Here is a 15199-nt window from a genome sequence, read left to right on the forward strand (position 1 = left end):
CGCGAAATGTTGTTAAAATTACGCAAATTACTAACGCGCTTCAAATATTTTCAAATACAAAAAAGTTCCCATTTTTCTGGCTCTGCGTTTAGCATTATCTGCTACTTCACCTACAAACAATTCGTCTATGGTTTGAAACCATAAATTAAGCCATATGCCAAAATGATGTTCCGTAATACTTTGATTGTTTTCCTGATCGACCTTAACATGAACCTCAAGAGGATTTCCATAATATTTATGCTCCAACTTTCGGGTCATAAATAAACTGGTTTCCCAAAACGATGTAAGCCGATCAATATGCGCTTCCCAATCAGTTATTATAGGTAGAAAAAAAGGACCCAGTAAGGCATCCTCTTTTACTTTATCATAAAACGATGATACAAGTAAATGAACATCATCACGGGTTTTAATATCTTTTTTATCCATACACTAACAAAGATAATGCTTGTTGTTTTTATATCATATAATACTTACTTATTTTAGCCATATGATTACAGTTTGTCTTTTAGGCGCAGGAAACGTTGCAACACATCTTTATATGGCTTTTACAGATGCTGAAGGTATAACCGTAAAGCAATGGTTCAACAGAGATATAAAAAAAATAAGTAGCTACAAAAATAAGGTTGAAATCACCAATGATATACAAACTTTAGAAAAAGCCGATATTTATGTACTAGCTGTAAGTGACGATGCCATTTCAGATCTTTCACAAAGGCTTCCTTTTGAGAACAGACTTACGGTACACACATCAGGTAGTGTGAATATTTACGATTTAGACAAAAAAAACAGGCGAGGTGTTTTTTATCCATTACAAACATTCTCAAAGGATGTAGCTGTCAATTTCTCTGAAATTCCAGTTTGCATTGAAGCACTTGACAAAAAGGATTTAAAAAACCTTAAAGCACTAGCTAATGCTATTGGAAGCAATTGGTATAAAATCAACACAGAACAACGTCAAACACTGCATGTGTCTGCTGTTTTTGTAAATAATTTCACCAATCAATTATACCGTATTGCCCATGAAATAAGTGATGCCAAAAATATCAATTTTGATATTCTTAAACCGTTGATTTTAGAAACTGCAAAAAAAGTTCAAGAGGTCTCACCTTACATGGCGCAAACAGGGCCTGCAAAGCGCAATGATAAAAAGACCATAAAAAAACACTTAAAACAACTAGAAAGTGAGGAACATAAGACCATTTATGAACTGCTTACACAATCAATAAAGAAAACACATGGAAGATAAAAGCTATAAAGAGTACTTAAAACACATCACCACCTTTATTTTTGATATCGACGGCGTTCTAACTGATGGATCTGTCATGGTAACTACTTCTGGAGACATGTTACGAAGTATGAATATCAAAGATGGCTATGCCCTAAAAACAGCTGTGGATCGTGGCTATAATATATGTATCATTTCTGGAGGCTCTAATGAAGGTGTTAGACTGCGTTTAAATGGTTTAGGCATAAACAATGTGTTTTTAGGTGCTCATAATAAAATTGAGCAGCTTAACAACTATCTGGATTCAAACAATATTGATTTAAAAAATGTGTTGTATATGGGTGATGATATTCCAGATTTTCCAGTTATGAAGTTAGTAGGTTTACCTACCTGCCCACAAGATGCCGTTCCGGAAATAAAAGCAATCTCAAAATATGTATCCCATAAAAATGGTGGAAAAGGCGCTGTTAGAGATGTCATTGAGCAGGTTTTAAAGGTTCAAGACAAATGGCTAGGAAGCTTCGATGCTAAATATGATTAATACAATTACTAACCACTAAAAACTAAACACAAACCACTAACAACTAAACACTAAACACCAAACACTAAACACTAAACACCAAACACTAAACACTAAACACTAAACACTAATTACTAAACACCAAAATTGAACATTCTCAACCTCATCCGCTGGAAAAATCTATTAATGATTGCCTTGATGCAATATCTACTTAAATATGTGTTGCTACTTCCTTTTGGTATAGACATCACATTAAATGGTTTTGGGTTTTCGTTGCTAATGATTACAACCCTATGTCTGGCTGCAGCTGGCTATATCATCAATGATATTTATGATCAGGAAACGGACCTCATAAACAAACCCAATAAGGTAATTGTTGGCAAAACTGTTTCAGAAAAAACAGCTTACACCCTCTTTATTGTTTTTAATGTTATTGGCGTTTTGCTTGGGTTTTATCTATCGCATTTAGTAGGCAGAAGTGGTTTTTTTGCCTTGTTTGTAGTAATATCAGCTTTGCTTTATATTTATGCAAGCTACTTGAAACAACTCATATTAGTTGGTAATATTGTGATTTCTATTTTAGTGGCCTTAAGTCTAATAATAGTCGGATTGTTTGAACTACTACCCGCTGTTACTCCACAAAATCAAGAAACACAGTTAACCTTTTTTAAAATCATTTTTGACTACGCCGTTTTTGCGTTTCTATTGAATGTAATCAGAGAGCTGATTAAAGATATTCAAGATATTGATGGCGATCATAAAGCAGGTATGAACACTTTGCCCATAGCTATTGGGCGTAATCGTGCAGCCAAAGTTACTTTTGCAATTGCTTTTATTCCGCTTTTTCTAGTCATATATTACGTTGCCACATACATGTACAAACAAATATATGTTGTTGTATATTTTTTAATTTTCGTCATTGCACCACTTATCTATTTAATTATTAAGCTATATATGGCAGAAACAAAAACAGATTTTGCCTTCTTGAGTAAGCTGACTAAAGCCATTATGCTTTTCGGTATGTTATCGCTTGTGGTGTATAAATTTGTACTTTTAGATTAATGTTAAATAATAACCTAAATAATTACCATATCATTCTAGCTTCTGGGTCACCAAGAAGACAACAGTTTTTTAAAGATTTAAACATCCCTTTTGAAATTAGGTTAAAACCCGTAAAAGAAGAATTCCCAGATAGACTGAATCATTTTGAAATAAGTGATTACTTGGCTCAATTGAAAGCACTGCCTTTTAAAGAAGAATTAAAAAGCAATGATATCTTGATTACAAGCGACACCATTGTTTGGCATAACAACAAAGCTTTAGGGAAACCAAATACAGAAGAAGAAGCCTTCCAAATGATTCAATCATTAAGTAACAACACACACGAAGTCATCACATCGGTATGCTTCACAACACCTACAATACAAAAAACAGTCAACGCCATCACCAAAGTAACTTTTAAAAAGTTAAATGATTCAGAAATAAATCATTACATAAGTTTATTTAAACCTTTTGATAAGGCTGGAGCCTACGGTATTCAAGAGTGGATTGGACAAATAGGTATCACTAAAATTGAAGGCTCATACTTCAATGTAGTCGGACTACCAACACACCTTGTATATGAAACACTCAATTCATTAGTTTCCTAATACCATCTATACATCTAAAGCCAATAGAATAGATACTTCCATGGTCATACTGGATTCGCTTCAGTATCAAAATGCCAAAATAGTCGTCACTTCGAGTGATTGCCGAAGTATGAGAAAATAGCATTGAGAAGCAACCCCATTCTGTAAATGCAAGAATAGGCACTATAAAGATAAAATTCATGCTTACATCAGTAACAGGCTTTTTGGTTCGCATTCAGTATCACAAAAACGAATATACAATGCATAAAAAACCCAAAAGAACTTAACACATATACATTTCTATACTATCTTTACACTCAAAATAAAGAACACAAATTATGTTTTTTGAGAAGTACCAATCAGAATTAATCATCAGCGCCTTTTTATTGGTTTTATTATTTGTGGTTCGCATCATTGCAAACACCTTAATAAAAAAACTAGGGAGAAAATCGGGTATTAATGATGCACGTATTCAGTTAATTTGTCGCTATACTACAGTCACAATTTTTGGACTCTGGATTTTATTTGAAGCCATTATTTTTGGTGCAGAATTCAAGGATTTAGCTTTAGTGTTTTCTTCGGTATTTGCAGTAATAGGCATTGCGCTTTTTGCTATTTGGTCTATTCTCAGCAATATCACTTCTGGTATTATCATGTTTTTCTCTTTCCCCTATAAAGTAGGTGACAAAATTCAAATACATGATAAAGATTTTCCTATTGAAGCCATTATTGAAGATATTGGTGCCTTTCAACTACATTTAAGGCAAGATAATGGTGATTTAGTTACCTATCCCAACAACTTAATTTTACAAAAGGCGGTAACACTTGTTCAAAAAGATGCTATTGATGAAGGCTCTGATGCCGTTTAGTTAAAAAATTTATTGTAAATTTCTGTTCTATGGGTAAAAAAAGAACCAGTAAATATAAAAAGCACGTTGGTCAGGTTCCAGGAACCATGGTGTACACCGGCGACAAGACTTCACAAAAACTCTTTATAGAATCCTTTGATTACAATAGCGAATTTGTTCATGAACAGGAACATTTTGATATAGACGAAATTTTAAAATTCAAAACCACAGACACCATAACTTGGATCAATATCAATGGTCTTAATTATATTGACGAAATCCAACGCATTGGTGAATTCTACAACCTTCACAATCTGATTTTAGAAGATATTGTAAACACTTCACAAAGACCCAAAATAGATGAGTATGACGATTATATTTTTGTCGTCTTAAAAATGCTCTATTATGATACCGATGAAAATATTGTTGCCGAACAAGTAAGCTTTGTGCTAGGCGATAATTACGTGCTCACCTTTCAGGAATCAGAAGGCGATGTATTTGATTCTGTTAGAGATAGATTGCGCTTCGCCAAAGGGCGAATTCGGGGTCTGGGATCAGACCACTTACTCTATGCTCTAATTGATGCCGTGGTGGACCATTACTTTATTGTCAATGAAACCATGGGTAATAAAGTAGAAGATCTTGAAGACCTGCTTTTTAGCGGCATAATAAAAGAAAATCTAAACAAACAAGTACTGGAACTTAAAAAAGAATTACTCAAAGTACGTCGTGTTATTTTTCCACTGCGCGAAATCATAAGTCGTATTGAAAAAAGTGACCACAAACTCATTAAACCAAGAACCATTCAGTTCTATCGTGATATTTATGACCATACCATTCAGCTTTCAGATACCATTGATATTTACCGCGAGATGATATTCAGTTTAATGGATATGTACATGACCTCCATAAGCAACAAAATGAACGAAGTCATGAAAGTCTTGACCATCATGGCAACCATATTCATCCCACTCACGTTTATTGCGGGCATCTACGGTATGAATTTTGACCACATGCCAGAACTCCATTATCAATACAGTTACTATATTCTTTGGGCTGTTATGATTGTAGTCTTTATAGGCATGCTCTACTATTTCAAAAGAAAGAAGTGGCTTTAAAATAATCCTTTTGTCATGCTGAATTCATTGCAGCATCTATTATAGCACTTCAAACTCGTCACTTCGAGTGATTTTCGAAGTATGAGAAAATAGTATCGAGAAGTAACCCCTTTCAGGCAACGCCAGAATACACTGTCGTAAGCATAAAGCACAAAAGCTTCGAGAACAAGAGCATCGCGACGCGAAGTTTTGAGCTTGGTTCACCACAGGTGAAATGCCTACCGACAGTAAAAGCACTTTTGGGTTCGCTTGCCTTGAGCCTGTCGAAAGGTTTTGTGCCTAAAAAAGAACAAACAAAAACAAACTCTCTCTTTAGATAAAGAACAATGGCTAAAATACCTTTCGTCACTTCGAGTGATTGGCGAGGCACGAGCCAATCGTATCGAGAAGCATCCCCATTCTGGCAACACCAGAAAACCGCTACCGCAAATACGGCATACTTTTTTGGTGCGTAGCAAAATCAAGCCTTGTATAGCCTTGGGCAGAGGAGCATTGCCTAGCGCAGCGGTTGCAATGCGCATGACAATACAAGGGCGACAGATTTTCAAGTACCAAAAAATAAGCCTAGACCTTTTTGGTTCTTTTTACGGCAATGGTAAAAAGAACAGTATAAAAACAAAAAACAACTGATCGCTGTTTTAGAAGGAGAGTTAGAAATCAACAGAAAACTTTTAGCTTAAAATTCATCTGTCAACTGTTATACATCACCCGTCATCACCCCTACCGTTTCAAAACCCTAAAAGTCTCAACCCGTTCCCCAACAAAAACCCGAACCAAATATAGCCCCGACTCAAACCCACTCATACCAACAACATCATTTAAAGCACCAGTTTCAGGCACAGAAGTATACACCCGTTGCCCCAATAAATCATAAATAGTAACAGACGTTATAGGTTTTTTAGCCCTAACCCGCAACACATCCTCAACAGGATTGGGATAAACCTGCACAACATCCAAACCAAACTCCCCAACACCAAGCGTACACACTTCCACCTGCTCAAAGGCATCAGCACCGTATGTTTCTATCAACCCACCTTGGAAGGTCAAGGTCGCACGATGGTTAAAACCTCCATCAACTAAGTATGGGGTTATAAACAAAACATAGCGTTCCCCGGCATTTACGGTAATATAGGGCAAAAATCCACTTATACCAGTACCATCCCCTCCCATAATGGGGTGTACACCAATACCCGTATAGGCATCAACAGAATTACCAGGATTGTTGGTATTACATACCACTTGGTAATCCATATTGTGCAAATCTGTACAATCGGGGTTGTTACCAAACATTATATACTCCCAATCCTCTTCTATTTCTGGTAAGATATAAAACCCAAACTCACCCGTATATTTGGGTGTAAAGGTAAACCAAGCAGAACTGGATTCAAACATAGTAAAACTAGTATTGGATTGACAAAAAATCCCTAACTCCCCATACGCATCATCTATAGACCCAGGTCCATTTACCTCAAAATAATAACTCTGGCTGGCATCACAAATGGTATAGGCGTCTGGGCAATCAGCCTCCGCTGTTATCTGTGCCTGTACTTCAAATGTCATAAACAAAACACAAACTATATAAAAAACACGTACAATGGGCTTACTTAATTTCATATTCTAAATATATAATTTTATTTATTCCCTTTTTCATGCTCAATCCATTTCAGCATCTATTATAACACTTCAACCTCGTCTCTTCGAGTGTTACGACCTTTAGCGTCGGAATGTATCGAGAAGCAACCCCATTCTAGCAACGCCAGAACAAACCACTGTAAGTTAAGTACGGCATACTTTTTTGGTGCTTAGCAAAATCAAGACCTTGTATAGCGTTGGGCAGGGGAGCATTGCCTAGCGTAGCGGTTGCAATGCGCATGACAATACAAGGGCGACAGATTTTCAAGTACTAAAAAATAAGCCTAGACCTTTTTGGTTCTTTTTACGGCAATGATAAAAAGAACAGTATAAACAACCTCTGCCTTGAGCTGTCACACTAAACCTGTCTTGAGCTTGTCGAAAGGTTTAGTCCTTCAAAAATGAACAAATGAAAATTTAAACCTTTTTAAGGCAATAGTAAAAGAGAAAGCTAAAAACCTAAAAAACACTCTAAAACCCTAATCCCAACCCCATCCTTCGCATTCAAAACATACAACACCCCATCAACCTCTTGGTAAAACCGCACACCCAACACCGCAAGAAATGTCCCAGAAGAAACAGGCATGCTATTTGGCACTAAAGACACCGTAGTACCCATAAAATCCAAATCCAATATTAACGAATCCGCAAGATGCAAATCGTAATCCAACGTATCAAAATCCATATCCAAAACGCCATAAGTAAGCCCAATATGGGTAGCACCAGATATAAACCCAACACGGGTAATATCAAATTCAGAAATAGTCAGTTCAAAAGTACTCGCATCAACAGTATATTTAAAAGGCAGAACCCCACGCACATCACAGTCAGGCGTATAATCAAACCGTTTAAACAGTGCTAGCCCATTGCTCTGGGCAACGCCATTACCAACACAACGTTCACCACGTTTGTTAATAGTATCCAAATCCTTCAATTGCGTAAACAAGCCCATCAACCTACTATGAAAAAACGTAAACTTATAGTTATTATAAAAAGGGCGCAAAGCCGTTCTAAAAGCTTTGTTCACCGCAGAACAATGACCAAATTCACTACTGTTCTCCCGTACCCGTTGCATACTGGCATGACTTTTTATAGCCTTGCCATTAAAACCACCACCAGCCTTTCTGGCAACCGGCTTACCATTCAAATAATAAAAATTAATCCCTCCAAGTGTCCCCACCAAAGGAATTATACCTTGCTGCTTTGCCATAATATATTGTTTTAAATATTAATAACTTCCATCACCCGTCTCCCGTCTTCCGCCATCAGTCACCCGTCTTCAGTCTTATGTCATCCATCATCCGTCCCCAATCACCTGTCTCCAGCAATCACCCCTCTACTAAACACCAAACACCAAACACCAACAACTAATATACAAAAAATTAAAATTTAGGTTATAGCGTGGTTATAGCATGCTTATAATAAGATTATAACAAGGTTATAACGTCATAAATCAATACCTAATATAAGTCAAATAGCATCCTACTAAAAGTAACAACCGTTAAAGAAACTTTAAAACCCAACACATCCCTGTTTTACTTTATTATATTTGGCTGTAGCTAACCAGTTTATTATGTTAAGAAGAATACAAGCCACATTTATTTGCCTTTTAATTTCCTTAAGCGCTCTGGCGCAACAACCCCAAAAACCTAATGCTTCAGAAATATACGAGTCCATTAAAAAGCTTAACTTTTTAGGTTCAGTTCTCTATGTAGCCGCACACCCTGATGACGAAAACACACGACTCATTTCGTATATGTCGAATGAGGTTAAAGCTAGAACAGCTTATTTATCACTCACACGTGGTGATGGTGGTCAAAACCTTATTGGTCCTGAAATACGTGAATTATTAGGGGTTATTAGAACACAAGAACTCTTAACAGCTCGACAGATTGACGGTGGCGAGCAACGTTTTACACGTGCCAATGACTTTGGCTACTCTAAACACCCACATGAAACATTACAAATCTGGAACAAAAAGGAAGTATTGAGTGATGTTGTTTTAGCCATCAGACAATTCCAACCAGATATTATCATCAACCGCTTTGACCACAGAACACCTGGAAGTACGCATGGTCACCACACCAGTTCTGCCATGTTAAGTGTTGAAGCATTTGATTTGGCAAATAGCCAAACTGCCTACCCAAGTCAATTGGAAAATCTTAAACCCTGGCAACCCAAACGTATATTTTTTAATACCTCTTGGTGGTTTTATGGTAGCCAAGAGCGTTTTGAAAAAGCAGATAAAACCAATTTAATCGGTTTTGATACAGGCGAATACTTTCCCTCAAAAGGTTTAAGCAATACCGAAATAGCAGCGTTAAGCCGTAGTCAACACAAATCGCAAGGATTTGGTAATACAGGAACTCGTGGTACCCAAATGGAGTATATTGAATTGATAAAAGGTGAAATGCCCAATGATAAAACTAATTTATTCGAAGGTATTGACACATCTTGGAGTCGTGTAAAAGGTGGCCAAGCTATCGGAACTATTTTAAAAGATGTTGAAGCTAATTACGACTTTAAGAATCCATCAGCTTCAATTCCAAAACTAGTTACTGCCTATCAATTGATTCAAAAATTAGAAAATGACCATTGGAGAACGGTTAAAACAGAAGAGATAAAAAAAATCATCGCGGCTTGTGCGGGCTTATATTTAGAAGCTGTCGCCAAAACCAATCACGCGACTTTAAATGAATCCCTTGAACTCAATCTTGAAGTGATTAATCGTAGTTCTTTAAATATGGACTTGGTATCCTATATAAATCCTAACGGCTTATTAGTTAATAAAGGAATCACTCTCAAAGAAAATAATAATATTGCTATTGAAGAAAACTTCAAGGTTACAGCAACAGATGATGAAGAAATTACCACCACACCATATTGGCTGACGGAAAAAGGCACGCTTGGTATGTATAAAGTTTCTGACCCATCATTAATAGGAAAACCAGAAACGCCTGATTACTTTACAGTAACCTTTAATATTACAATTGACAACGTTACCATTCCATTTACAAAATCAGTAGTATATAAAACCAATGACCCTGTAAAGGGAGAAGTTTACAAACCTTTTGAAATTATTCCGGAAGCCACTGCGAGAATTACAGAGAAAGTAATCATATTCGATTCGGACAATGAAAAAGAAATTTTAGTGAGTGTAAAAGCTGGACGAAACAATTTGAATGGTGTTGTGGAGTTATGCCATCCTAACAATTGGAATGTGTACCCAGATAAGCAAACCATTTCTATTTCCAATAAAGGAGAAGAGCAAACAGTGGCTTTCAAAGTAATTCCGCCAAATAATCAAGATGAAGGCTTTGTAAGTCCATTAGTTACCATTGGCGAAAACAAATACACTGATGAACTGATAGAAATTGATTATGATCATATCCCTTATCAAACGGTCTTGTTACCAAGTGAGAGTAAAATAGTTCGTTTAGACATAAAAAAGAAAGGTGATAATATTGGATACATTGCAGGAGCTGGCGATGTTGTTCCTGAAAGCTTACAACAAATAGGCTACCATGTTTTAACTATAGCTCCAGAAGACATAACTCCAGAAAATTTAAACCGCTTTGATGCTTTAGTTATTGGTATTCGCGCATACAATACAATTGAAACTTTAAAATTTAAACAAGATATCTTATTTGACTTTGTAGAAAATGGTGGTAATATGATTGTACAATACAATACCAGTCGCGGATTAAAAGTTGATAATTTAGCACCTTATAAATTAGAGTTATCTCGTGATCGCGTTACAGATGAGTTTGCAGAAGTTAAATTTCTAGAACCTAATCATCCTTTATTAAATTACCCTAACAAAATTACAGAACAGGATTTTGATGGATGGACTCAAGAGCGTGGTTTATACTTCCCAGATTCATGGGGAAAAGAATTTACACCTATATTATCCATGAATGATAAAGGAGAATCATCAAAAAAAGGTAGTCTTCTTGTTGCACAATATGGTAAAGGCTACTACATATATACTGGCTTAAGTTTCTTCAGGGAATTTCCTGCAGGTGTATCAGGAGCCTATAGGTTGTTTGCCAATATGTTATCCATTGGACAGGAAACATTAAAACCTGAACAAAACTTAAAAAACTAATCTCATGAATGAATCCAACTACCAATGGAAGAAAATGTACACATTAGTACTTCTAGCTAATGTGGTTTATTGGATTGTCTTCTATCTAATCATGCAAGCCTTTTAATTATGCAAACATTAGATTGGATTATCTTATCATTGACTTTATTGACAATAGTTGGCTATGGAACTTACCAAACTAGAGGCAGTAAGAACGTTCAGGATTACTTAAAAGGTGGTAACTCTTCCCAATGGTGGACTATTGGATTATCTGTTATGGCAACTCAAGCTAGTGCCATTACCTTTCTATCAACTCCTGGTCAGGCGTTTAATGATGGAATGGGATTTGTTCAATTTTACTTTGGACTACCAATAGCCATGGTTGTTATTTGTATGGTTTTTATACCACTTTACCATAGACTTAAAGTATATACAGCCTATGAGTTTTTAGAAAATAGGTTTGATTTAAAAACCCGCACACTTACTGCTATTTTATTCCTAATACAACGTGGTTTAGCTGCTGGAATAACCATTTTTGCTCCTGCAATTATACTATCAGTGGTATTGGGTTGGAACTTATTATTGCTTAACGTTATTATAGGTATTCTAGTTATTATATACACTGTTTCAGGAGGTACTAAAGCTGTAAATGTTACTCAAAAACACCAAATGGTTGTTATTTTTACAGGAATGGTCATAGCTTTTATTCTTATTGTAAATAAGCTTCCGGAAAATATCACTTTTAGTAATGCTTTAGACATTGCTGGAGCTAGTGGTAAAATGGACATTCTTGATTTCTCTTTTGATTTGAATAATCGTTACACCTTTTGGAGTGGTATTATTGGTGGTACGTTTTTAATGCTTTCTTACTTTGGAACAGACCAAAGCCAAGTGCAGCGTTATCTATCAGGAAAATCCGTAAGGGAAATGCAACTAGGTCTTATTTTTAACGGAATCTTCAAAGTACCTATGCAATTCTTTATTTTGTTAGTTGGTGTGATGGTATTTGTTTTTTATCAATTTAATAAAGCTCCTGTTAATTTCAATCCTGTGGCAACCGAAGTTGTTTTAGAAACTGAATATGCTGATGAATATGAAAGGCTACAAACTGAACAAGATGCTATTTATGAAGATAAGCAAGCACTTATTGCCGATTTCATTACCAATAAAAACGAGGCTTCAATTCTAGGTGTTGCTCTTGCTAATGCCAAAAATGATAGTATTCGGAATCGTGCCAAAGCATTAATAGAAAAAGCTGGCGAAGCCAAACAAATAAAAGTTGAAAGTAACGATAAGGATTATGTTTTTATTCATTTTATCCTAAACAATCTCCCTCGTGGTTTAATTGGATTGCTGCTAGCAGTAATTTTAAGCGCGGCCATGTCAAGTACAGCAAGTGAATTAAATGCACTAGCATCAACCACTACAATAGATTTATATAAGCGAAATACAACTGAAAAAACTGAAACCCAAATGGTAAAAGCCTCAAGATGGTTTACTTTAATTTGGGGAATATTAGCCATTTTGGTTGCCTGTGTTGCCAATTTAGCCGAAAATCTCATCCAGCTTGTAAATATCATAGGATCTATATTTTATGGCAATGTATTGGGTATTTTTCTATTAGCATTCTTTTTTAAATATATTAAAGGTAATGCTGTATTCGTTGCTGCTTTAATAACGCAAGTTCTTGTAATAGGCCTGTTCTTGCTTAATGAATTTGAAATGATTAATCTACCTTTTCTTTGGCTTAATTTTGTTGGCTGTGTCATTGTGATTGTCATTGCTCACATCTTTCAAGGAATTACAAAACAAACAACTTAATAATACCGTCTTCATATAAAAAGCAGCTCAAATTGAGCTGCTTTTTTTTGTCATATATATTATTCTTTTTGTAAATTATATTTGTCTATATGTAAAGTTTGTTTTACTTTTGATTAATCAATTTTAAAATCGAACAGTTATGAAATCAAATTATTTATTATCAAACAAATTCAAACCGCTAGGTTGGTTTTTGTTTATTATCGGACTCATTGGTGGTATCATTCTCTACGCTATAGATTACGATGGAGAGGTTATGGTTACCAAAGTGTTTTCTATTTATAGCGACCCTTTTATAGGTGATGCTGGGTTCTTTAAAGTAATTGAAAACGGTATTGCAGATGAACTTGTTTATGTATGTTTAATCATAGGAGGACTTCTTGTAGGATTTACAAAAGAAAAAGTTGAAGATGAGTATATTTACAAGCTTCGGACTGAATCACTAGTTTGGGCCATTATTTTCAATTATATATTATTACTTTTTACAATTGTATTTGTATATGACATGACATTTTTTAATGTGTTAATTTTCAACGTTTTCACACCTCTACTATTCTTCGTATTCCGATTTAACTTTATTAAACTAAAATCTGGCAACCATGAAGAATAACCTAAAAGTTGAGCGCGCGATTCACAATTTAACTCAAGCTGATTTAGCTGACAAAATTGGCGTAAGCAGACAATCCATTAACGCCATGGAAAAAAACAAATATGTTCCATCAACAGTGTTAGCTTTAAAAATTGCTAAATTGTTTAATAAACCTGTTGAAGCTATTTTTTTTCTTGAAGAAACTGACTAAAAAAAGCGACCAATTGGTCGCTTTTTATTCTTATAAATTTAGAAAACTAGTTCGCCTCCCACTCTTTTAATGACTCTTCATTAAACTTCACATATTGATTATTACCAGCTTCTTTAGCTCCTGCTAACGATTTTTTAGCTAGTGCAATAGCGCCATCTTTATCTCCTGCTTTTGCATAAATTAAAGACTGTTGTCTTAATTGCCAAAAAGCTGGTTTTTCAGTCATTGACATAGCCTTATCTATCCATTCTTTAGCTTGCTTCATATCTTTACCTTCCTGTAAATAGTAAACAGATGCAGCATAATAATCTTGAGCTGTTGGATTACCGTTTAAGGCGTCATTTATAGAAGTTAAAACTTTTTCATCTGTAGGGACAGTGAAAGGCACGGCAATATATGTGTCAGCCCAAATAATATCTAATGTCGCACTACCATTTCTAATGTTGTTTATATCAATTGATAATGTTTCAACATTGAATGGTAATTTGTGAGATTGTACTTTTGCTATAGCTGCAACTTTGCTCTCATCCCATTCTTGTGGAACTCCCCAATTTTCAGTATCCGAATATAAGTAAACTTCCCAAAGTGACTCTCCTGGCTTTGTGAAAATAGCATAAGATCCAGCAGGTACTTTATTACCTCCAATGGTTATAGGGTCACTAAAAGTAATAATAGTATTTTTATTAGCTCCTGTACGCCACATTTTGTCATAAGCTTCCAATCCACCAAATATTTTTCTATCCTTTACTCCAGGACGCGAATATTCAATGGTAATATCTGTTAATCCAACCTTTTGCTCTACTTTACTAAAAGGGCTTGGTTGTGGTGTTGTAACCTGCGCATTCATAGAGAATGAAAAGGCCAATAACAATGTAAATAATAATAGTTTTTTCATATGATTAGTGTAGTTTGATTTATATAGTAAAAATACGGATAAAGATTTTTATGAAATGTTAACAAAAAGATAAATAGCTAAAGCCTTTGAAAGCTAGTCGTTATCCCAATCAAACTTTTTATAAACACTCCGTTCTAATTCTGCAAAATTCTCTAAATGATTAATATACTGATCGGTTGTCAAAATTGCTTTAACCTCCATGTTCATTTTATCAACTATCTCGTCAAATTTAATGTGTATTTCTTCATCAGTATGAGCCTTATCCTTGTCATTCAAACGACTCATGTCATAAATACGTGAAAAAATAATAGCATCATATTCCTCGCGCACCTCATCAGATAGTTTCATCTCATTCACACGCTCATATAACCAATGAGCCATATTTGCACGCTCCTCTACAGTATAAACTGTATCAACTTTTGCAGCTTGACGTCTTTGTTGTTTCGTACTAACGGTGTTTTGTCCAAATGATGACACAACAACAAATAATGTTAAAATAGTTAGATAGTAGTATTTGTCTTTCATAGTAAAATAAAATTATATTCAAATATAATAATTCTTTAGAGTGTATGATGATATCATCTTGAATAATTTAAGTCATATTTTTCAAACTAATTTATCTATATGA

Annotated in this window: 16 protein-coding genes; 10 read left to right on the top strand and 6 right to left on the bottom strand. The window is 35.2% G+C overall.

The window, feature by feature from the left end; translation table 11 throughout:
* Window positions 1-30: 30 nt before the first annotated feature.
* Complete coding sequence (locus tag HGK31_RS14215; RefSeq protein WP_104733984.1) at window positions 31-426, bottom strand: group III truncated hemoglobin; 396 nt, start codon at window positions 424-426, stop codon at window positions 31-33.
* A gap of 61 nt (window positions 427-487) precedes the next feature.
* On the opposite strand from HGK31_RS14215, the gene HGK31_RS14220 reads away from it, so the two are divergent.
* The 4 genes from HGK31_RS14220 (at window position 488) to HGK31_RS14235 (ending at window position 3394) form a co-directional block, all read left to right on the top strand.
* Complete coding sequence (locus HGK31_RS14220; protein ID WP_191860980.1) at window positions 488-1246, top strand: Rossmann-like and DUF2520 domain-containing protein; 759 nt, start codon at window positions 488-490, stop codon at window positions 1244-1246.
* Window positions 1236-1766 carry a KdsC family phosphatase gene (locus HGK31_RS14225; protein ID WP_191860983.1) on the top strand — a complete coding sequence of 177 codons (531 nt, stop codon included), beginning with the start codon at window positions 1236-1238 and terminating at the stop codon, window positions 1764-1766. The genes HGK31_RS14220 and HGK31_RS14225 overlap by 11 nt, the downstream gene beginning before the upstream one ends.
* A 126-nt stretch (window positions 1767-1892) precedes the next feature.
* Window positions 1893-2807: a geranylgeranylglycerol-phosphate geranylgeranyltransferase gene (locus HGK31_RS14230; RefSeq protein WP_191860985.1), complete on the top strand. Its 915-nt coding sequence runs from the start codon at window positions 1893-1895 to the stop codon at window positions 2805-2807.
* Window positions 2807-3394 (top strand): Maf-like protein, encoded by a 588-nt coding sequence (locus HGK31_RS14235; RefSeq protein ID WP_191860987.1) that lies wholly within the window; start codon window positions 2807-2809, stop codon window positions 3392-3394. The genes HGK31_RS14230 and HGK31_RS14235 overlap by 1 nt, the downstream gene beginning before the upstream one ends.
* On the opposite strand, the gene HGK31_RS14240 is transcribed toward HGK31_RS14235, so the two are convergent.
* A complete protein-coding gene (locus HGK31_RS14240; protein ID WP_191860989.1) occupies window positions 3375-3608 on the bottom strand; it encodes a hypothetical protein in 234 nt (77 codons plus the stop codon). The genes HGK31_RS14235 and HGK31_RS14240 overlap by 20 nt on opposite strands.
* Window positions 3609-3711: 103 nt before the next feature.
* On the opposite strand from HGK31_RS14240, the gene HGK31_RS14245 reads away from it, so the two are divergent.
* Window positions 3712-4242, top strand: a complete 531-nt coding sequence (locus HGK31_RS14245; protein ID WP_104733990.1) for a mechanosensitive ion channel domain-containing protein — start codon at window positions 3712-3714, stop codon at window positions 4240-4242.
* Window positions 4243-4271: 29 nt separating this feature from the next.
* On the top strand, window positions 4272-5339 hold the full coding sequence (corA, locus tag HGK31_RS14250) for a magnesium/cobalt transporter CorA (RefSeq protein WP_191860991.1): 1068 nt from the start codon (window positions 4272-4274) through the stop codon (window positions 5337-5339).
* Window positions 5340-6059: 720 nt separating this feature from the next.
* Here corA and HGK31_RS14255 read toward each other — a convergent pair.
* A complete protein-coding gene (locus HGK31_RS14255; protein WP_191860993.1) occupies window positions 6060-6953 on the bottom strand; it encodes a T9SS type A sorting domain-containing protein in 894 nt (297 codons plus the stop codon).
* A 469-nt stretch (window positions 6954-7422) separates the two neighbouring features.
* A complete protein-coding gene (locus HGK31_RS14260; protein WP_191860995.1) occupies window positions 7423-8181 on the bottom strand; it encodes a hypothetical protein in 759 nt (252 codons plus the stop codon).
* A 363-nt stretch (window positions 8182-8544) separates the two neighbouring features.
* On the opposite strand from HGK31_RS14260, the gene HGK31_RS14265 reads away from it, so the two are divergent.
* The 4 genes from HGK31_RS14265 (at window position 8545) to HGK31_RS14280 (ending at window position 13676) form a co-directional block, all read left to right on the top strand.
* Complete coding sequence (locus HGK31_RS14265; protein WP_191860997.1) at window positions 8545-11079, top strand: PIG-L family deacetylase; 2535 nt, start codon at window positions 8545-8547, stop codon at window positions 11077-11079.
* Window positions 11080-11187: 108 nt separating this feature from the next.
* Complete coding sequence (locus HGK31_RS14270; protein WP_191860999.1) at window positions 11188-12879, top strand: sodium:solute symporter; 1692 nt, start codon at window positions 11188-11190, stop codon at window positions 12877-12879.
* Window positions 12880-13018: 139 nt separating this feature from the next.
* Window positions 13019-13486: a hypothetical protein gene (locus tag HGK31_RS14275; RefSeq protein ID WP_191861001.1), complete on the top strand. Its 468-nt coding sequence runs from the start codon at window positions 13019-13021 to the stop codon at window positions 13484-13486.
* Window positions 13476-13676 carry a helix-turn-helix transcriptional regulator gene (locus HGK31_RS14280; protein ID WP_104733995.1) on the top strand — a complete coding sequence of 67 codons (201 nt, stop codon included), beginning with the start codon at window positions 13476-13478 and terminating at the stop codon, window positions 13674-13676. Before HGK31_RS14275 ends, HGK31_RS14280 begins: the two co-directional genes overlap by 11 nt.
* A gap of 46 nt (window positions 13677-13722) precedes the next feature.
* On the opposite strand, the gene HGK31_RS14285 is transcribed toward HGK31_RS14280, so the two are convergent.
* Together HGK31_RS14285 and HGK31_RS14290 are read right to left on the bottom strand one after the other, a co-directional pair.
* Entirely contained in the window at window positions 13723-14571 is an 849-nt protein-coding gene (locus HGK31_RS14285) for a DUF2911 domain-containing protein (RefSeq protein ID WP_104733996.1), read from the bottom strand.
* Window positions 14572-14664: 93 nt separating this feature from the next.
* Window positions 14665-15096 carry a hypothetical protein gene (locus tag HGK31_RS14290; protein WP_104733997.1) on the bottom strand — a complete coding sequence of 144 codons (432 nt, stop codon included), beginning with the start codon at window positions 15094-15096 and terminating at the stop codon, window positions 14665-14667.
* Window positions 15097-15199 lie beyond the last annotated feature (103 nt).

Origin of the sequence: Hanstruepera ponticola, from assembly GCF_012931685.1 — a bacterium.
In the GTDB taxonomy this organism is placed as follows: Bacteria; Bacteroidota; Bacteroidia; order Flavobacteriales; family Flavobacteriaceae; genus Hanstruepera; species Hanstruepera ponticola.

Bases quoted from the DNA above. Each gene is read 5' to 3' on its own strand.
- corA (WP_191860991.1), top strand. From the start codon at position 4,272: ATGGGTAAAAAAAGAACCAGTAAATATAAAAAGCACGTTGGTCAGGTT.
- HGK31_RS14235 (WP_191860987.1), top strand. From the start codon at position 2,807: ATGTTAAATAATAACCTAAATAATTACCATATCATTCTAGCTTCTGGG.
- HGK31_RS14275 (WP_191861001.1), top strand. From the start codon at position 13,019: ATGAAATCAAATTATTTATTATCAAACAAATTCAAACCGCTAGGTTGG.
- HGK31_RS14220 (WP_191860980.1), top strand. From the start codon at position 488: ATGATTACAGTTTGTCTTTTAGGCGCAGGAAACGTTGCAACACATCTT.
- HGK31_RS14270 (WP_191860999.1), top strand. From the start codon at position 11,188: ATGCAAACATTAGATTGGATTATCTTATCATTGACTTTATTGACAATA.
- HGK31_RS14245 (WP_104733990.1), top strand. From the start codon at position 3,712: ATGTTTTTTGAGAAGTACCAATCAGAATTAATCATCAGCGCCTTTTTA.
- HGK31_RS14225 (WP_191860983.1), top strand. From the start codon at position 1,236: ATGGAAGATAAAAGCTATAAAGAGTACTTAAAACACATCACCACCTTT.
- HGK31_RS14265 (WP_191860997.1), top strand. From the start codon at position 8,545: ATGTTAAGAAGAATACAAGCCACATTTATTTGCCTTTTAATTTCCTTA.
- HGK31_RS14290 (WP_104733997.1), bottom strand. From the start codon at position 15,096: ATGAAAGACAAATACTACTATCTAACTATTTTAACATTATTTGTTGTT.
- HGK31_RS14280 (WP_104733995.1), top strand. From the start codon at position 13,476: ATGAAGAATAACCTAAAAGTTGAGCGCGCGATTCACAATTTAACTCAA.
- HGK31_RS14215 (WP_104733984.1), bottom strand. From the start codon at position 426: ATGGATAAAAAAGATATTAAAACCCGTGATGATGTTCATTTACTTGTA.
- HGK31_RS14285 (WP_104733996.1), bottom strand. From the start codon at position 14,571: ATGAAAAAACTATTATTATTTACATTGTTATTGGCCTTTTCATTCTCT.
- HGK31_RS14240 (WP_191860989.1), bottom strand. From the start codon at position 3,608: ATGCGAACCAAAAAGCCTGTTACTGATGTAAGCATGAATTTTATCTTT.
- HGK31_RS14255 (WP_191860993.1), bottom strand. From the start codon at position 6,953: ATGAAATTAAGTAAGCCCATTGTACGTGTTTTTTATATAGTTTGTGTT.
- HGK31_RS14260 (WP_191860995.1), bottom strand. From the start codon at position 8,181: ATGGCAAAGCAGCAAGGTATAATTCCTTTGGTGGGGACACTTGGAGGG.